Below are 16,422 nucleotides of genomic sequence, written 5' to 3'. Positions count from 1 at the left end.
ACGCGGGTACGGCTGTTACTCGCTGTCCTTCTCGGACTTGTCGGGGTCTTCCGACTCCTCCGCCTTCGCCTGCGCGCCCGGCTGGGGCTCGGCGACGGCCACGCGGGCGGGCCGGATGGTCCGCTCGCCGATCCGGTACCCCGGCTGCAGGATCGCCACGCAGGTCGTCTCGGTGACGTCCGGCGCGTACGAGTGCATCAGGGCCTCGTGGATCGTCGGGTCGAAGGGCTCGCCCTCCTTGCCGAACTGCTGCAGACCCATCTTGGCGACGACGGTCTCCAGCGATTCGGCCACCGACTTGAACCCGCCCACGAGCTCGCCGTGGTCCCGGGCCCGGCCGACGTCGTCGAGCACGGGAAGGAGCTCGGACAGGAGGCTCGCGACGGCGATCTCCTTGACCGTGACCCGGTCCCGCTCCACGCGGCGGCGGTAGTTCTGGTACTCGGCCTGGAGCCGCTGGAGGTCCGCGGTGCGCTCGTCGAGCGCGGAACGGACCTGGTCCAGCTGGGCGGTGAGGCCCGCGGTACCGGCCGACTTCTCGTTGCTTGCGTCCCCGGCCGGGGCCGTCGAGTCCTCCTTGGCGGAGTTCTCGACGGCCTCGGCGGCGTCGTCAGGGGTGGCGCCGGAGGGGACGTCGGACTTCTCCTCGAAGCCCGGGGTCTCCTCGGTCACGCCTGGCCGCCCTTCGGCTTCTCGTCGTCGACGATCTCGGCGTCGACGACGTCGTCGTCCTGCGCCTGGGCCTGACCCTCGGCGCCGCCGGCGGCCTGGGCGCCCTGGGCATCGGCGTACAGCGCCTGGCCGAGCTTCTGCGAGACGGCCGCGACCTTCTCGGTGGCGGTGCGGATCTCGGCGGTGTCCTCGCCCTTGAGCTTGTCCTTCAGCTCGACGAGCGCGGCCTCGACCTCGGCCTTCACGTCACCGGGGACCTTGTCCTCGTTGTCCTTGAGGAACTTCTCGGTCTGGTAGACGAGCTGCTCGCCCTGGTTGCGGGACTCGGCGGCCTCGCGGCGACGGTGGTCCTCGTCCGCGTACTGCTCGGCCTCCTGGCGCATCCGGTCGACCTCGTCCTTCGGCAGCGAGGAGCCGCCGGTGACGGTCATCTTCTGCTCCTTGCCCGTGCCCAGGTCCTTCGCGGTCACGTGCATGATGCCGTTGGCGTCGATGTCGAAGGCGACCTCGATCTGCGGGACGCCACGCGGCGCCGGCGGCAGACCGGTCAGCTCGAACATCCCGAGCTTCTTGTTGTACGCCGCGATCTCGCGCTCGCCCTGGTAGACCTGGATCTGCACGGACGGCTGGTTGTCCTCGGCCGTCGTGAAGATCTCGGACCGCTTGGTCGGGATCGTGGTGTTGCGCTCGATGAGCTTGGTCATGATGCCGCCCTTGGTCTCGATGCCGAGGGACAGCGGGGTCACGTCGAGGAGCAGGACGTCCTTGACCTCACCCTTGAGGACACCGGCCTGGAGGGCGGCGCCGATGGCGACGACCTCGTCCGGGTTGACGCCCTTGTTGGCGTCCTGGCCGCCGGTCAGCTCCTTGACGAGCTCGGCGACGGCCGGCATGCGGGTCGAGCCACCGACGAGAACGACGTGGTCGATCTCGGAGAGGTTGATGCCCGCGTCCTTGATGACGTTGTGGAACGGCACCTTGCAGCGGTCGAGCAGGTCCGAGGTGAGCTGCTGGAACTGGGCGCGCGTGAGCTTCTCGTCCAGGTGCAGCGGGCCCTCGGCGGAGGCCGTGATGTACGGCAGGTTGATGGAGGTCTCGGTCGAGGACGAGAGCTCGATCTTCGCCTTCTCCGCGGCCTCGCGGAGACGCTGGAGAGCCATCTTGTCCTTGGCCAGGTCCACGCCGTGGCCGTTCTGGAACTGCTGCACCAGGTAGTCGACGACGCGCTGGTCCCAGTCGTCACCACCGAGGTGGTTGTCACCGTTGGTGGCCTTCACCTCGACGACGCCGTCGCCGATCTCCAGGAGGGACACGTCGAAGGTGCCGCCACCGAGGTCGAAGACGAGGATCGTCTGGTCGTCCTTGTCGAGGCCGTACGCCAGGGCGGCCGCGGTCGGCTCGTTGACGATGCGCAGGACGTTGAGGCCCGCGATCTCACCGGCCTCCTTGGTGGCCTGACGCTCGGAGTCGTTGAAGTACGCCGGGACGGTGATGACCGCGTCGACGACCTTCTCGCCCAGGTAGGCCTCGGCGTCGCGCTTCAGCTTCTGCAGGATGAAGGCGCTCATCTGCTGCGGGTTGAAGTTCTTGCCGTCGATCTCGATCTTCCAGTCGGTGCCCATGTGGCGCTTGACCGACCGGATGGTCCTGTCGACGTTGGTGACGGCCTGACGCTTGGCCACCTCGCCGACGAGCACCTCGCCGTTCTTCGCGAAGGCGACGACGGACGGCGTGGTCCTGGCGCCCTCGGCGTTGGTGATGACGGTGGGCTCGCCGCCTTCCAGAACGCTGACGACGGAGTTAGTCGTGCCCAGGTCGATGCCGACCGCACGTGCCATTTCGATTCCTCCAGCTGACTGACTTGAGTGGAACTGACTCAAGGATGCACGACGACGCGGATCGCGTCAACAGACCTGAGTGGAGGTGGCTCAACTCTTCGCCTGCAGTCTCACTCAAAGGGGGGTCCGGAGCGCGTCGATGCCGGGTCGGACGGGGTGCGGCGTGAGAGAGTCCGGATGCCCGTGGCCGGGCAAAGCAGGCATATCCCACGAATATCCCATGATTCCTTACGGATCTCGCCGGATCACGGAGGCAGGCGCATGACGGCGAAGCGCACGCTCGACCTGACGGGCGGAATCACCCTGCTCGCCCTCCTCTCGCCCCTGGTCGCCGCCGTCGCCCTGTCGGTCGCGCTCGGCTCGGCCACCCCGGGCCGCGGCGTGCTGCGCCGGCGGACGGTGGCCGGCCTGAACGGCCGGAACTTCACGATGCTGACCTTCCGCACGAAGAGCCCGCTGGCCGCGCTGCCCCTGCTGCTGCACGTCGTCACGGGCCGGATGTCACTGGTCGGGCCGTGCCCGCTGACCCCCACCCACCGCGAGTGCGCGGGCGACGGCCGCCGCCGGCTCTCCGTACGTCCGGGGCTCACCGGGCCGTGGCAGATCAGCGGCCGCTCGGAGCTGCCGTGGGAGGAGCGCGAGCTGCTCGATCTCCACTACGTGGACCATCATTGGCTGGGGATGGACCTCGCCATCCTGGCGCGTACGCTTCCAGCAGTCCGCAGGCGTCGCGCGGCAAGGTTTGCCTGAGCGACACATATCACCGCGAGCGCCGCTACAGCGCGGCGCCGTGACCGGGTAATCTCAGCAGGAACTCAATAAGTTACCGCTTAGTAGGCCCGCCCGAGGAGCCCGTCATGCAACTCGCCGCGATCATCGTGTCGATCGCCATCACGGTGGTGGCCGTCGCGCTGTTCGGCCGCGCCACCGTGCAGATCTACCGCTTCGTGCGGCTCGGTCAGCCGGTGCCCGCCGGTACACGCACCGGTGACCCCAAGCAGCGCACCATCACCCTGGTCAAGGAGTTCCTCGGCCACACCAGGATGAACCGCTGGGGCATCGTCGGCTTCGCGCACTGGTTCGTGGCGGTGGGCTTCTTCTCGCTGCTCCTCACCATCGTGAACGCCTTCGGCCAGCTCTTCCAGGCCGACTGGCTGATCCCGATCATCGGCGACTGGCTGCCGTACGAGGTCTTCACCGAGTTCCTCGGCCTGATGACGGTCCTCGGCATCGTGACCCTCATCGTGATCCGCCAGCTCAGCAAGCCGACCAAGGCGGGCCGCAAGTCGCGCTTCGCGGGCTCCAAGACCGGCCAGGCCTACTTCGTCGAGGCCGTCATCCTGATCGTCGGCGTCTGCATCATGACGCTGCGCGCCCTCGAAGGCGTCCAGCACCACGTGACGAGCTGGGAGCCGGGCTTCTTCGCCTCGTACCCGCTGATCGCGCTCCTCGACGGCCTGGACATCAGCACGATCCAGTACCTGACCTACTTCTTCGCGTGCCTCAAGATCGTCACGTCCTTCACCTGGATGATCACGGTCTCGCTCAACACCAACATGGGCGTCGCCTGGCACCGCTTCCTCGGCTTCCCGAACATCTGGTTCAAGCGCAACGCCGACGGCTCCACCGCCCTGGGCGCGCTCCAGCCGATGACGACGGCCGGCAAGGAGATCGACTGGGAGGACCCGGCCGAGGACGCCGTCTTCGGCGTCTCCCAGGTCGAGCAGTTCTCCTGGAAGGGCATCCTCGACTTCTCCACCTGCACCGAGTGCGGACGCTGCCAGTCGCAGTGCCCCGCCTGGAACACCGGCAAGCCCCTCTCGCCGAAGCTCCTCATCATGTCGCTGCGCGACCACGCGCACGCCAAGGCCCCGTACCTGCTCGCCGGCGGCGGCAAGGACATGGAGGGCAACGAGAAGGCATCCGAGGAGCAGCTGAAGGACGTCCCCGCCTCCGCGATCGCCGAGGCCGAGCGCCCCCTCATCGGCACCGCCGAGGAGAACGGCGTCATCGACCCCGACGTCCTGTGGTCCTGCACCACCTGCGGCGCCTGCGTCGAGCAGTGCCCGGTCGACATCGAGCACATCGACCACATCGTCGACATGCGCCGCTACCAGGTGATGATCGAGTCCGCGTTCCCGTCCGAGGCGGGCACGATGCTCAAGAACCTGGAGAAGAAGGGCAACCCCTGGGGCCTGGCGAAGAAGCAGCGCGTCGAGTGGACCAAGGAGGTCGACTTCGAGGTCCCCATCGTCGGCAAGGACGTCGAGGACCTCTCCGAGTTCGACTACCTCTACTGGGTCGGCTGCGCCGGCGCCCTGGAGGACCGCGCCAAGAAGACCACCAAGGCCTTCGCGGAGCTGCTGCACATGGCGGGCGTCAAGTTCGCGATCATGGGCGGCGACGAGAAGTGCACCGGTGACTCCCCCCGCCGCCTGGGCAACGAGCCGCTGTTCCAGCAGCTCGCCCAGGAGAACGTCGCCATGCTGAACATGGCGTTCGGCGAGGACGACGAGGACGAGTCGACCAAGAAGCCGAAGTCGGCGAAGCGGATCGTCTCGACCTGCCCGCACTGCTTCAACACCATCGCCAACGAGTACCCGCAGCTCGGCGGCGAGTACGAGGTCATCCACCACACCCAGCTGCTCCAGCACCTCATCGACGAGGGCAAGCTGGTCCCGGTCACCCCGGTCGAGGGCCTCATCACCTACCACGACCCCTGCTACCTGGGCCGGCACAACAAGGTCTACACGCCGCCGCGCGAGATCATGTCCGCCGTCCCGGGCCTGCGCCAGCAGGAGATGCACCGCCACAAGGAGCGCGGCTTCTGCTGCGGCGCCGGTGGTGCCCGGATGTGGATGGAGGAGCGGATCGGCAAGCGCATCAACAACGAGCGCGTCGACGAGGCCCTCTCCCTCAACCCGGACATCGTCTCCACCGCCTGCCCGTTCTGCCTCGTCATGCTGACCGACTCGGTCAACGGCAAGAAGAACGAGGGCAAGGCCAAGGAGTCCGTCACCGTCGTGGACGTGGCCCAGCTGCTCCTCGAATCGGTGAAGACCCCGGTCGACCCCGACCCCGAGCCCGAGGCCGCGGAGCCCGAGCCGGCTGTCTGAAGCTGACACCCCAAGAGGGCCGTCCCGCGATCACGCGGGGCGGCCCTCTTCGCATCCCTGTTGCGGGTCCCCATTGCGGCGATACGTCGGATTCGTGACAGCCGCCCCGCGCCTCCCCCACGACCGCGTCACCACCAAGGCACCCCCTAGGGGATGTCACAGGTCAGCCGCAAAGGAGCGAGCCCACAGCCGGAGCGGGTACGTTCAATGACGTGGCTGGATTCAGGAACGGACGCGGCCGGGACAACCGCCCCCCGCAGAACCGACAACCGCAGCAGGCGCCGTACGGGTACAACGCGGCCCCGCCGCCGTACCCGCAGCAGCAGTGGCAGCAGCCACCGCAGCAGGGGCAGTCGTACGGGCAGCAGTCGTACGGGCAGCAGGGACACGGGCAGCGGGGGCAGGGGCAACAGCCCTACGGGGAGCCGGAGTACTTCGGCGACCCCCAGCACCAGCAGCAGTACTCGGCGGCGAACAGCCCGGGGCACACCCAGATGTTCAGCGTCGACGACCCGTACGGCCAGGCCGGGGGCCACCAGGCGCCTCCCGCCCCCGTGGGCCCCCGGCTGCCCTGGAAGGCGCTCCTGAGCGGCATCGTGCTGCGCCCGGCGGACACCTTCCTCCGGATGCGCGACCACGCCGTCTGGGGCCCGGCGCTGGTCGTCACCTTCCTCTACGGCCTGCTCGCGATCTTCGGCTTCGACAAGGCCCGCGACGAGGCGATCAACGCGACCCTGTCGACGGCGATCCCGTACGTCCTGATGACCGCCACCGGCTTCGTCCTCGGCGGACTCATCCTCGGCGCGGTCACCCACACCCTCGCCCGCCAGCTGGGCGGCGACGGCACCTGGCAGCCGACCGTCGGCCTCTCCATGCTGATCATGTCGATCACGGACGCGCCCCGCCTCGTCTTCGCCCTCTTCCTCGGCGGCGAGAACGGCCTCGTCCAGATCGTCGGCTGGCTGACCTGGCTGGCCGCCGGAGCCCTCTTCACCCTCATGGTGAGCCGCTCCCACGACCTCCCCTGGCCCAAGGCCCTGGGCGCCTCGGCGATCCAGCTGATCGCCCTCCTGAGCCTCATCAAGCTGGGCACGCTGTGACGGCCTGACGCCGCACGAACCGACCCGCGAAAGGCCCCTCACCGCACGGCGGTGGGGGGCCTCTCCGTCTCCCCGGCCGCCCCGCTCCCCGCACCCCGCCCCGGCCCTCCCAGCCCCTTGTGCCCTGGGGCCTGCCCGGCGGACAGGCCCTAGCCCGGGGCTCCCCCGTCGATGCGCCACCAGTCCTCGGGGCCGGCCGGCCCGTCGGCCCAGAACTCCAGCAGGTCGCCCGGGGCGAGCCCGAGCGCGTGCTCGATCTCGCCGGCGGTGAGGCCGCGCAGCGAGTCCGACAGCGACCTGGTCAGTTCGAACCAGTAGCCGCGGAGCGTCGACTCGCTCACGAAGAGGTCCCGTGCGATCCGGGCGTAGCTCAGTCCGCGGGCACGGCCGTGCAGGATCTGGCGCTGACGCTCGCTCAGCAGGGTGATGCGGTCGCGCCGGACGAGCACTTCGAGGATGCCGACGACCGACTGCGGCACCACGGTGCCGCCCGCGGCGACCTCCAGGAAGAGCGCCTCGGTCCGGTCGCGCGGCACCGCCTTGGAGACGATGCCGCTCGCGCCCGCCGCCATGCACGCCGCGAGCACGAACCGGCGCTCCTCCTGGCTGTAGACGCAGACGCGGTAGCCGTGTCCGGTGAGGGTCCGGACGGCGGCGATGCCCTGGCGGACGTCGGCGCGCCGTTCGGGGCCGGCGAGGTGCAGGTCGAGCAGCACGAGGTCCGCCGCGGGGGCGAGGCGTACCAGCTCCTCCACGGTCTCGACCGCGGCGACGACCTCCAGACCGGGCACGAGCAGGCCGATCGACTCGCGGATCAGCCACGCGTCGTCGACGACCGCCACGGCGGGCCTCACGGCGCGTCCGCGAAGGCGGCCCGCACGGTCGGCCGCTCCTGCCGTACGTCCCCGGCACCGAGGACCCGCCGCTCTCCGGCCGGGCGCGCCGCGTCCGCCGCCCGACCCGGGCGCGCCGCGTCCGCCGCCCGACCCGGGCGCGAACGGACCGTCACCGTCGTCCCCTCGCCCACCGTCGACGCGATCCCGACGCCGAGGCCCCGCCGGCGGAGCTCGCCGACGACCACCTCGCGCAGCCCGACCCCGGCGGTCACCGACGCCGGGTCGAAGCCGACGCCGTCGTCGTGGACGGTCAGCGTCCAGCCCCCGCGCTCCTCCCCCTCCCCGCCCGGGTCCGCGTCGAGGTGCACCACCACCTCGTGCGCGCGGGCGTGCGCCCGTACGTTCAGGAGGAGGCTGCCGAGCGCGCGCTCCAGCGCCTCGGCCTGCGCGACGGGTACCCGCAGGCCGGTGCCGAGGTCGAGGGAGGCGACCACGTCGAGGTCGGCGAAACGGTCGCAGACCCGCGTGATCATCGGGACGAGCCTCACCGCGTGCGCGTCTCCCCCGGCGCCGCCCTCGCCGCCGTCCGGGCCCTGACCGCGCAGGTAGGACCGCATCCGCCGCAGCTCCACCTCGGCCTGGCCGACGAGCCGGGCCCGCGAGGCGTCGTCCCCCTGCTCGGTCAGCAGGCGCATGACGGCGACGCCGTTGTGCATCATCACCCGGGCCCGCCGTTCCTCCTCGCGCCGGGCGAGTTCGGCGGCGCGCGCCCGTGAGGCGTCGGCGTCGTGCGCGATGCGGCGGGTGTAGCCGAAGAACATGCGGGCGACCAGCGCGTACACGACGTAGGTCAGGACGTTGCCGGCGGCGGTGGGGGCCATGTCGCTCCCGACGTCGCCGCCGAGATAGACCAGGTAGCCGGCGGAGACGGCGAGCAGGCCGGCCGCCCAGACGCCGAGGCCGCGCACACCGGCCGCGGTGATGATGACGGACAGCGCGTACCCCGGCTGGAACGCCGTCCAGGTGCCGAAGCGGTCCCACGGCGCGAGCACCAGGGGCCCGAGGACCAGCAGGGCGCAGGCCAGCCCGAAGTCGAGCACGGACGCGGCCGTGCCCAGCGGCCGCCCGCGTACGAGCGTCACGACGCTCACCGCGACCGCCGCCAGGCCGGCGGCGGCCCAGCACGCGAGGTACCCGGCCTCGTACGGCGAGCGCCCCGCCCCGAGCCGCAGGGCGGGGACCATCTGCGCGACCGTCCCGAGCCGGACCCCCGCGGTGAAGTACGAGAAGGCCCGCTCGACACCCGCCCTGGTCGTCGGCAGTTCCGCGACCCGCCACAGCCCGTCACGGCTCCTCATCGTCCTCCTCGGCTCCGGGCGGCGCGGGCCGCCGGAAGGTACGCGGATGTGCCGGGCCTCGACGGCCCCGTGACACGCAACGATGAAGATATGAGCAACACCGGTCAGGAGAGGCCGGATTGCGAGAAGTGCAGGTCGGGTGGATCAGACGTGGTGATCAGACGGGGTGATCAGACGGGGTGATCAGACGGGGTGATCAGACGAGCTTGGCGAGCGCGGCCCAGGTGTACGTGCCCGGGACCCCGTCGACGGGGCCCGTGTAGCCCCCGAGCTGAGCCATCCGCTGGAGGGCCGCGTACGTGCCGGTGCCGGGCGCGCCGTCGATCGGGCCGGTGTAGCCGTAGCCGGCGAGGACCTTCTGCACGCCCTTCCACGACAGCGCGCCGAGCACCCCGTCCGCCGGGCCCGTGTAGCCGCCGAGCTTGGCGAGGCGCTGGAGGGCGGCGTAGGTCTGGGTGCCGGGCGCCCCGTCGATGGGGCCGGTGTACCCGAAGCGGCGCAGGACGGTCTGCACGCCCTTCCACGAGTTGGCGCCCATCACCCCGTCGACCGGCCCGCCGTAGCCGCCCTTCTGTGCCAGTCGCTGGAGGGCCGCGTACGTGCCGGTGCCGGGCGCGCCGTCGATCGGACCGGTGTAGCCGTAGCCCTTCATCACCTGCTGCACGCCGAGCCAGGTCTGCGTGCCGGGCACGCCGTCCAGGGGGCCGGTGTAGCCGCCGGCGCCGGCGATCTTCTGCAGCGTCAGCCCCTCGCCCTGCACGGGCGGCGGCGTGGACCCGAAGGAGAGCGGGTTCACCCGGACGCCGCTCGGGTCGATCACGTGCCAGTGCAGGTGCGGCCCGGTCGAGTTCCCTGCGCCGTCGGCGCCCGCCGCCCCGCCGGAGAGCCCGACGACGGTCCCGGCGCCCACCGAGGCGCCGTTCGCCAGCAGGAACTTCGACAGGTGCATGTACTGGCTGCGGTATCCGCCGCCGTGGTGGATGGTGACGGTGTGTCCGCCGGTCCCGTTGTACGGGATGTTCTCGATCGTCCCGGCCGCGCAGGCGGGCAGCGAGGTCCCCACGGCCATGCCGAAGTCGACGCCGTTGTGGTTCGGCGGGTTCCACGGGCCGGTGACGGCGTACGCGGCGAACGGGTTGTAGATCGCGGGGGCTGCGTACGCGCCGGTGGGCAGGACGAGCCCGCCGACGGCCAGCGCGCCGCCCCCGACCACCGCCCCGCGCAGCAGGGTGCGGCGGCTGACGCCCGCCGGGACGTGCCGGTCGTCCTGGCCGCCGCCACAGCGGTGCCGTGCCTCGTTGTCGGTCAACGCATCTCCTTGTCCGGAAGGGAAGATCGCGAGCCCGCTCATCCCACCCGCCCGCCCCCGCGCCGACAACCCAACGAATCCGCGGAACCACGCCCCGCGCGCACCGGAAAGTCCTCTGGGGCCGCGCCCCGCGCGCGTACCCGAGAACGGCCGGGAGCCACGCCCCGCGCGCGTACCCGGAAACGACCGGGACCCGGTCACCTGAGGAGCTCAGGTGACCGGGTCCGGTGGTCGTGGGGGAGGCTCTCGCCTCAGACGTCTCTCGCCTCAGGCGTCCCTCGCCTCAGGCGTCGAGGACCTGGCCCTCGCGCTTCACGACGGGCGGCTCGACCGACCAGGGGAAGTTGATCCACTCGTCGGTCTTCTTCCACACGTACTCGCACTTCACGAGGGAGTGCGACTTCTCGTAGATGACGGCCGAACGGACCTCGGCGACGTGGTCGACGCAGAAGTCGTGGACGAGCTTGAGCGTCTTGCCGGTGTCGGCGACGTCGTCGGTGATCAGGACCTTCTTGTCGGAGAAGTCGATCGCGTCCGGCACGGGCGCCAGCATGACCGGCATCTCCAGGGTGGTCCCCACGCCGGTGTAGAACTCCACGTTCACGAGGTGGATGTTCTTGCAGTCGAGGGCGTAGGCCAGACCGCCGGCGACGAAGACCCCGCCACGCGCGATGGAGAGCACGATGTCGGGCTCGTACCCGTCGTCGGCGATGGTCTGGGCCAGCTCGCGGACGGCCGTCCCGAAGCCCTCGTACGTCAGGTTCTCCCGTACCTCACTCATGCCTGCGACCGCCTCACACCTGGGTCCGATGGAAGTTCATGAACGAGCGGGAGGCCGTCGGCCCCCGCTGTCCCTGGTAGCGCGAGCCGTACCGCTCGCTCCCGTACGGGAACTCGGCGGGCGAGCTCAGCCGGAACATGCAGAGCTGGCCGATCTTCATCCCCGGCCAGAGCTTGATCGGCAGGGTGGCGAGGTTCGACAGCTCCAGGGTCACGTGCCCCGAGAAACCGGGGTCGATGAACCCGGCGGTCGAGTGCGTCACGAGACCCAGCCGCCCCAGAGAGCTCTTCCCCTCCAGGCGCGACGCGATGTCGTCCGGCAGGGTGATGACCTCGTAGGTCGAGGCGAGCACGAACTCGCCCGGGTGCAGGATGAACGCCTCGTCGCCCTCCGGCTCGACCTCGCGCGTCAGGTCGAGCTGCTCGACGGCGGGGTCGATGTGCGGGTAGCGGTGGTTCTCGAACACCCGGAAGAAGCGGTCAAGCCTCACGTCGATGCTCGAGGGCTGCACCATGGATTCGTCGTACGGGTCGATGCGCACCCGTCCGGCATCGATCTCGGCCCGGATGTCCTTGTCTGAGAGAAGCACGCCCCCACGATACGCAGAGGGCGCGGACCTGCCCCAATCGGCAGCCGCCCGCGCCCCGGCACCCTCGGCTCAGCGCCGCCCGATCTCCACGGGCACCGCATGCCGCAACCGCGCACACCGCGGACACCTGATCAGCCGACCGGGTCCGATCCGCCCCGCCCCGAGCTGCTGAAGCGGAAACGACGCGGTACTGAACACATGCCCCTCGGCACAGCGGACGACGGTGCGCTCCATGGAACCCATCAAGTCCCTTCCCCTACACATGTGGTGGACGAGACAGCCACATTAGGGGATCAACGGGACACCCTCCACGCGGCACTCCGCACCCACCGTCACGTGAACTTCGCCTCAAGTGGCGCATGGGGTACAGTGTGCAACGATGCGGCACGGTTCATCCGGCCGCTATGCGGATGTAGTTTAATGGTAGAACATGAGCTTCCCAAGCTTATAGCGCGGGTTCGATTCCCGTCATCCGCTCCACAGCAAAGCCCCAGGTCAGAGACCTGGGGCTTGTTTGTTGTCTAGACCTATCTGGGGTGGCGTGCCATTCGCGTGCCATAAGTCCCGTAACGGGGCGTCAGATTGAGCCCCGAACCGCCACTCCGCGCGACGAGGGCGCCGAGCAGTCCCGGATACCGAGACCCAGTTCGAGTGACCTGCGCCACACGCCACCTGGTATCCCGCGGCAGCGAGGGCGCCCTTCCCGTTCGGGTGAAGTGCGGCCGGTCCGCGCCGTACCGGTCCGGAAGCGCCCGGCCGGCCCGAGAGCATGGGGCCACCCGCCACGCAGCTGGCACGCACGCACCAAGGGAGGCCGCTTTGAGTGACAACGAGATCCACGTCATTCCCGCCGACGGACAGAGCGCCGAGGAGGTCGCGAAGATCTTCACCGCGATCGCCGCAGAGCAAGGGCTCGAAGGCGACGTGCACGTCGACGGCGAGGAGGTGATCGTCCCCCGCACCCTCACTGTCAGCACGGGGAGCCTCAGCACCTTCCCGCCCTCGACCGATCGGTACGCGCTGGACGAGCCCGTCCGGCTCTCCGGGTCCCCCACGGGCGAACCCGGCCCCGACTTCTACATCGACATCCTCGGCAAGTAGCCGGTCGGGACGGGAAGCGCCAGTCCCGCGCTGTGAGCGATGGCCTCGGCGGCCTGAACGCCCACCCGAACATCGATGGCACCAGACACAGGGGTGCGGGCCCGGCGGTGTGCCGGGCCCGCACCCCTGTGCGTCACCTCCGCCGAGCAGCTCCGGCAGGAGCCGAGAGCGGAGGGACGATCCTGTGGATGGTGGCCTCCGCGACGCCGGCGCCCGATCCCCGGTCCGGCGACGTGCGCTGGCTGCGGACGTGGGCGTCGATGTCGTCGGCGAGCTTGCGCTGGTGCGCCTTGGTGGAGTGCTGATAGATCAGCTGTGCCCGCTCGGACGACTGGCCCGCGCGGACCATGAGGTCCTTGAGCTTGGCGCCGGTGTCGGCGGCGAGCGTGTTGCCGGTGTGGCGCAGGTCGTAGAAACGGAACTCCTTGGGCATGCCGACCGCGTCGCGAGCCTTGCGCCACTTCCGCCCGAAGGTGGTGCCCCGCAGGGCCGCTCCCCTCTCCCCCACGAAGACCAGGCCATCGGGCCCGTCCTGCGCGAACCACTCCAGGTGCCGGCGGACGTCGAGCAGGATGAAGTCGGGCAGCATGATCTCCCGTTTGCCCGCGCGGGACTTGGGGTCTCCGATCACCCGGCGGCCGGTGTTCAGTTCCGGAGCGGCTCGCCGCACGCGTACGGAACCGGTATCGAGGTCGATGTCGGCTCGGCGTAGCTCGGCCAGCTCCTCCGGCCGCATGGAGGCGAAGGCACCCAGGAGGACCATCAGCCGCCAGCGGATCCCGATGGCCTCGGCGAGAGCGAAGACCTCCTCGACGGTGGCCACGGGACGCTCGTCCGCGTCCTCGCGGCCCGCGCCGCGGATGGAGCAGGGGTTCCGGCGGATCAGCTCGTCCTCGACGGCCGTCTGCATGATGGCCTTCAGGAGGCGGTACGACTTCGCCGTCGTGGTGGCACCGGTCGCCTTCCGCCGCTCCGCCCGCCAGGTCCTGACCTTGGCAGGGCTGATGGCGTTGACGTGCTGCTCGCCGAAGGTCGGCTCCAGGTGGAGGCGGAGCAGCCGCCGGTACAGCTCCTCGGTCGTGGGCGCGACACCTCGTTCGTCGATCCAGCGCCTGGCGTACTCGGCGAACGGCACCTCGCCGGCCGTCGGATCGATCCAGTCGCCCCGGGCCTGGTCCGCCTGGATCTGAGCGAGGAACACCTCTGCTTCGCGCTTGGTCTCGTACGTCTGCGGGGCAGCGCGCAGGACGCCTCCCGCGCCGGGATAGCGGGCCTGGTAGCGCCCCGAGGGCAGCTTGCGGATCGCGCCGAAGCTGCGGCGCGGCGACTGCTTGCGGGACCGTGCCATCAGGCCACCAGCCCGAAGCCCGCTCGTCGGCTGCGGACGGGTTCAACCGTCCGCTCCTCTACGTACGCGGTCAGGACGCTCTCGGCGATGCGGACGTGCTTGCCGAGCTTGACGTATCGGATGCGGCGCTCGGAGACGAGGCGGCGGATGAAGCGCACGCCGGTGCCGAGGCGTTCGGCGGCCTCGTCGACCGTGAGCAGGCGGTCATTGTCGTTCACCTCCTTCGCCGGGCGGGGCTGGGTGGAGGCGTGGGGTATCGCCGTCTGGCGCAAGCAGGGTCCTCTCCTGGCCTCGGCTGGTGGGGCGGCAACCCCGGCCGGGCCGGTGTCGTTCAGGGATGGGATGGGCGTGTGGTGCGGGGCCGTGGCCTGGGGTTTGCGGTCCAGGGCGGCCGGAGGAGCGGGCTATGCCTGGGGCGGGGGCCCGAACTGCTCCTGGTTGATCTTCATGGTGTTCTCGGCGATGGCGTTGCTGACCATCACGTCGGCTTCCTTGCGGATGGCCGGGTGTTCGTCGAGGTAGGCGATCAGGTCGTTGTTCGCCCGGCGGTACGCGTGCTGGGCTCTTTGGGCGGCCGCGTTGGCGGCCACGACGGTGTCGATGAGTTCCATGGCGCGGCCGGCGGCGGCCAGGGCGGGCGGGCCGACGAGGTTGGACAGCGAGACGCCGAAGACCTCGGCGAAGCCGATGGCCTCGTCGAGGTTGATGCGGCGCTTGCCGTTCTCGATCCGCCACACCGCCGACGGGTTCATCTCGTAGCCGGCCTCGTTGAGCCGGTCGGAGAGCGTGGTGGTGCTCCAGCCACGCTGCTCGCGCTCGGCCTTGATCCGCTTGGCGGCGTTCTCCTCGCCCTTGAGCAGGACGCCCTCCGGCGCCTCGTCGCGCTCGTCGTCGGGCATCGATTCCTCCTTTCGCAGCGTGCCGCTGCAGTCCGCAGGGCCAGTTAAAACAGTACAGCATCTTCTGCAGCTTGCAAAGCAGCTATGCGTCAGGCATAGTGATAGATGTGCCGGGTCCCTGCGATCCGACATGCAAAAAGCCCCCCGGTGCTTGCGGCACCGAGGGGCTCAAAGCGCAAACCTCACGCCGCCCATCCCTGAACGACTAGCTGCAGAGCCGGGATTGCCGTCCCGTATGGCCTGCAGATTGAGGAGCTCGATGTCCAGTATGGACGAAGCCACCCCGAACACGCCATCGCTTCCCGTCGACTGGCCGCCGACCGCCATACCCGGCCAGCCAGCCGCCCCCGCGCCCACCTCGGACCCCGAGGGCGAGGAGGTCCTGGACCTGCTCCGGGCTGCCATCCGGCGCTACGTCGTGATGCCGAGCGACGAAGCCCTGACCGCCACCACGCTGTGGGCCGCGGCGACCCACCTGCAGACGGTATGGCAGCACGCGCCCCGCCTCGCGGTGGTCGGACCCGCCAAGCGGTGCGGGAAGTCGCGGCTCCTTGAGGTACTGATCGAGGCCGTCCACGAGCCGCTGATCACGGTCAACGCCTCCGCTGCGGCGATCTTCCGGTCGATCGGCGAGGGCGACCCGCCCACGCTCCTCGTGGACGAGGTCGACACCATCTTCGGCAGCGCGAAGGTCGCAGAGAAGAACGAGGAGATGCGCGGCCTGCTCAACGCCGGCCACCAGCGCAACCGGCCCACTCTGCGCGTCACCGGTCCCAACCACGAGGTGGTCAAGTTCGACACCTTCGCCATGGCCGCCCTCGCCGGCATCGGAGACCTCCCCGACACGATCATGGACCGGTCGGTCGTCATCCGCATGCGCCGCCGAGCCGAGACCGAGAAGGTCAGCGCCTGGCGCTACGGACGCGACGACCTCGCCGTACGCGAGCTCCGCACGCGGCTGGCGGCCTGGCTGGCCTCCGTACGCGAGAAGGCACTCGCCCTGGAGCCGAAGATGCCGGTCGAGGACCGTGCCGCCGACACCTGGGCGCCGCTGATCAGCATCGCCGACCTCGCGGGCGGACACTGGCCCGTCCTGGCCCGCACCGCCTGCACGGCCATGACGGACTACGAGGCCGGGCGCGACGAGGACGGCGGGCTGAAGATCCGCATCCTCGCCGACATCCGCCGCGCCTTCGCCTCCGAAGGCGACCAGCCGGCACTCCGCACCGGCCGCCTCCTGGACATCCTCAACGCCGACCCCGAGGCGCCCTGGGCCGAGCACAGCCCCAACGGGCTCACCCCGCGCGGCCTGCAGATCCTGCTCCAGGACTACGGCATCAAGTCGGCCAACCGCCGCTTCCCCGGCGGCCACCAGGCCAAGGGCTTCACCCGCGCCCAGTTCACCGACGCCTGGACCCGCTACTGCCCGCCCGAGGCAGCTCCCACGCTCCTCGTCGAGCCCGGCGCCTGACCCT

The 16,422-nt window shown here is 70.3% G+C and carries 15 protein-coding genes and 1 tRNA gene; 6 read left to right on the top strand and 10 right to left on the bottom strand.

All coding sequences use genetic code 11. The annotated features are described in order from the left end of the window. Nucleotides 1-15: 15 nt before the first annotated feature. A complete protein-coding gene (gene grpE, locus OO54_RS09165) occupies nt 16-672 on the bottom strand; it encodes a nucleotide exchange factor GrpE (protein WP_033202347.1) in 657 nt (218 codons plus the stop codon). Further along, nucleotides 669-2,510: a molecular chaperone DnaK gene (dnaK, locus tag OO54_RS09160; protein ID WP_033202346.1), complete on the bottom strand. Its 1,842-nt coding sequence runs from the start codon at nt 2,508-2,510 to the stop codon at nt 669-671. Before dnaK ends, grpE begins: the two co-directional genes overlap by 4 nt. Nucleotides 2,511-2,771: 261 nt before the next feature. Here dnaK and OO54_RS09155 point away from each other — a divergent pair, with 261 nt between their 5' ends. The 3 genes from OO54_RS09155 (at nt 2,772) to OO54_RS09145 (ending at nt 6,726) form a co-directional block, all read left to right on the top strand. Next, on the top strand, nt 2,772-3,260 hold the full coding sequence (locus tag OO54_RS09155) for a sugar transferase (RefSeq protein ID WP_033202345.1): 489 nt from the start codon (nt 2,772-2,774) through the stop codon (nt 3,258-3,260). Nucleotides 3,261-3,367: 107 nt separating this feature from the next. Next, nucleotides 3,368-5,626 carry a (Fe-S)-binding protein gene (locus OO54_RS09150; protein ID WP_033202344.1) on the top strand — a complete coding sequence of 753 codons (2,259 nt, stop codon included), beginning with the start codon at nt 3,368-3,370 and terminating at the stop codon, nt 5,624-5,626. Between the two features lie 212 nt (nt 5,627-5,838). After that, entirely contained in the window at nt 5,839-6,726 is an 888-nt protein-coding gene (locus OO54_RS09145; RefSeq protein ID WP_033202343.1) for a Yip1 family protein, read from the top strand. Nucleotides 6,727-6,875: 149 nt separating this feature from the next. Here OO54_RS09145 and OO54_RS09140 read toward each other — a convergent pair whose 3' ends face one another. The 5 genes from OO54_RS09140 to dcd all read right to left on the bottom strand — a co-directional run bounded on the left by OO54_RS09140 (nt 6,876) and on the right by dcd (nt 11,599). Continuing rightward, nucleotides 6,876-7,580 carry a response regulator transcription factor gene (locus OO54_RS09140; RefSeq protein ID WP_033202342.1) on the bottom strand — a complete coding sequence of 235 codons (705 nt, stop codon included), beginning with the start codon at nt 7,578-7,580 and terminating at the stop codon, nt 6,876-6,878. Then, complete coding sequence (locus tag OO54_RS09135) at nt 7,577-8,920, bottom strand: sensor histidine kinase (protein WP_200146573.1); 1,344 nt, start codon at nt 8,918-8,920, stop codon at nt 7,577-7,579. Before OO54_RS09135 ends, OO54_RS09140 begins: the two co-directional genes overlap by 4 nt. Before the next feature lie 196 nt (nt 8,921-9,116). Next, a complete protein-coding gene (locus tag OO54_RS09130) occupies nt 9,117-10,229 on the bottom strand; it encodes a peptidoglycan DD-metalloendopeptidase family protein (RefSeq protein WP_063738261.1) in 1,113 nt (370 codons plus the stop codon). A 283-nt stretch (nt 10,230-10,512) separates the two neighbouring features. Then, nucleotides 10,513-11,010, bottom strand: coding sequence for a phosphoribosyltransferase (locus tag OO54_RS09125; RefSeq protein ID WP_024755952.1), 498 nt, complete (start codon nt 11,008-11,010; stop codon nt 10,513-10,515). A gap of 13 nt (nt 11,011-11,023) precedes the next feature. Beyond that, a complete protein-coding gene (gene dcd, locus OO54_RS09120; RefSeq protein WP_017240230.1) occupies nt 11,024-11,599 on the bottom strand; it encodes a dCTP deaminase in 576 nt (191 codons plus the stop codon). Between the two features lie 406 nt (nt 11,600-12,005). Between dcd and OO54_RS09115 the strand changes: the two genes are divergently transcribed. Together OO54_RS09115 and OO54_RS09110 are read left to right on the top strand one after the other, a co-directional pair. Further along, a tRNA-Gly gene (locus OO54_RS09115) sits at nt 12,006-12,079 on the top strand. Between the two features lie 339 nt (nt 12,080-12,418). After that, nucleotides 12,419-12,700: a hypothetical protein gene (locus OO54_RS09110; RefSeq protein ID WP_033202341.1), complete on the top strand. Its 282-nt coding sequence runs from the start codon at nt 12,419-12,421 to the stop codon at nt 12,698-12,700. Between the two features lie 133 nt (nt 12,701-12,833). On the opposite strand, the gene OO54_RS09105 is transcribed toward OO54_RS09110, so the two are convergent. From OO54_RS09105 to OO54_RS09095, 3 genes are all read right to left on the bottom strand, one after another. Continuing rightward, nucleotides 12,834-14,048 (bottom strand): tyrosine-type recombinase/integrase, encoded by a 1,215-nt coding sequence (locus OO54_RS09105; protein ID WP_051786802.1) that lies wholly within the window; start codon nt 14,046-14,048, stop codon nt 12,834-12,836. Next, nucleotides 14,048-14,266 (bottom strand): excisionase family DNA-binding protein, encoded by a 219-nt coding sequence (locus OO54_RS09100; RefSeq protein ID WP_033202416.1) that lies wholly within the window; start codon nt 14,264-14,266, stop codon nt 14,048-14,050. Before OO54_RS09100 ends, OO54_RS09105 begins: the two co-directional genes overlap by 1 nt. A 186-nt stretch (nt 14,267-14,452) precedes the next feature. Further along, nucleotides 14,453-14,947, bottom strand: coding sequence for a helix-turn-helix domain-containing protein (locus OO54_RS09095; protein ID WP_033202340.1), 495 nt, complete (start codon nt 14,945-14,947; stop codon nt 14,453-14,455). Nucleotides 14,948-15,215: 268 nt separating this feature from the next. Here OO54_RS09095 and OO54_RS09090 point away from each other — a divergent pair, with 268 nt between their 5' ends. Continuing rightward, nucleotides 15,216-16,418, top strand: a complete 1,203-nt coding sequence (locus OO54_RS09090; RefSeq protein WP_033202339.1) for a DUF3631 domain-containing protein — start codon at nt 15,216-15,218, stop codon at nt 16,416-16,418. Nucleotides 16,419-16,422 lie beyond the last annotated feature (4 nt).

The organism is Streptomyces wedmorensis (genome assembly GCF_000716445.1).
GTDB classification, from domain to species: Bacteria; Actinomycetota; Actinomycetes; order Streptomycetales; family Streptomycetaceae; genus Streptomyces; species Streptomyces wedmorensis.
Note: the sequence above shows the minus strand (reverse complement) of the source record. Positions and strands in the feature narration are given on the sequence as shown.

Bases quoted from the DNA above. Each gene is read 5' to 3' on its own strand.
- dnaK (WP_033202346.1), bottom strand. From the start codon at position 2,510: ATGGCACGTGCGGTCGGCATCGACCTGGGCACGACTAACTCCGTCGTC.
- OO54_RS09155 (WP_033202345.1), top strand. From the start codon at position 2,772: ATGACGGCGAAGCGCACGCTCGACCTGACGGGCGGAATCACCCTGCTC.
- OO54_RS09150 (WP_033202344.1), top strand. From the start codon at position 3,368: ATGCAACTCGCCGCGATCATCGTGTCGATCGCCATCACGGTGGTGGCC.
- OO54_RS09135 (WP_200146573.1), bottom strand. From the start codon at position 8,920: ATGAGGAGCCGTGACGGGCTGTGGCGGGTCGCGGAACTGCCGACGACC.
- OO54_RS09125 (WP_024755952.1), bottom strand. From the start codon at position 11,010: ATGAGTGAGGTACGGGAGAACCTGACGTACGAGGGCTTCGGGACGGCC.
- OO54_RS09105 (WP_051786802.1), bottom strand. From the start codon at position 14,048: ATGGCACGGTCCCGCAAGCAGTCGCCGCGCCGCAGCTTCGGCGCGATC.
- OO54_RS09095 (WP_033202340.1), bottom strand. From the start codon at position 14,947: ATGCCCGACGACGAGCGCGACGAGGCGCCGGAGGGCGTCCTGCTCAAG.
- OO54_RS09090 (WP_033202339.1), top strand. From the start codon at position 15,216: ATGGACGAAGCCACCCCGAACACGCCATCGCTTCCCGTCGACTGGCCG.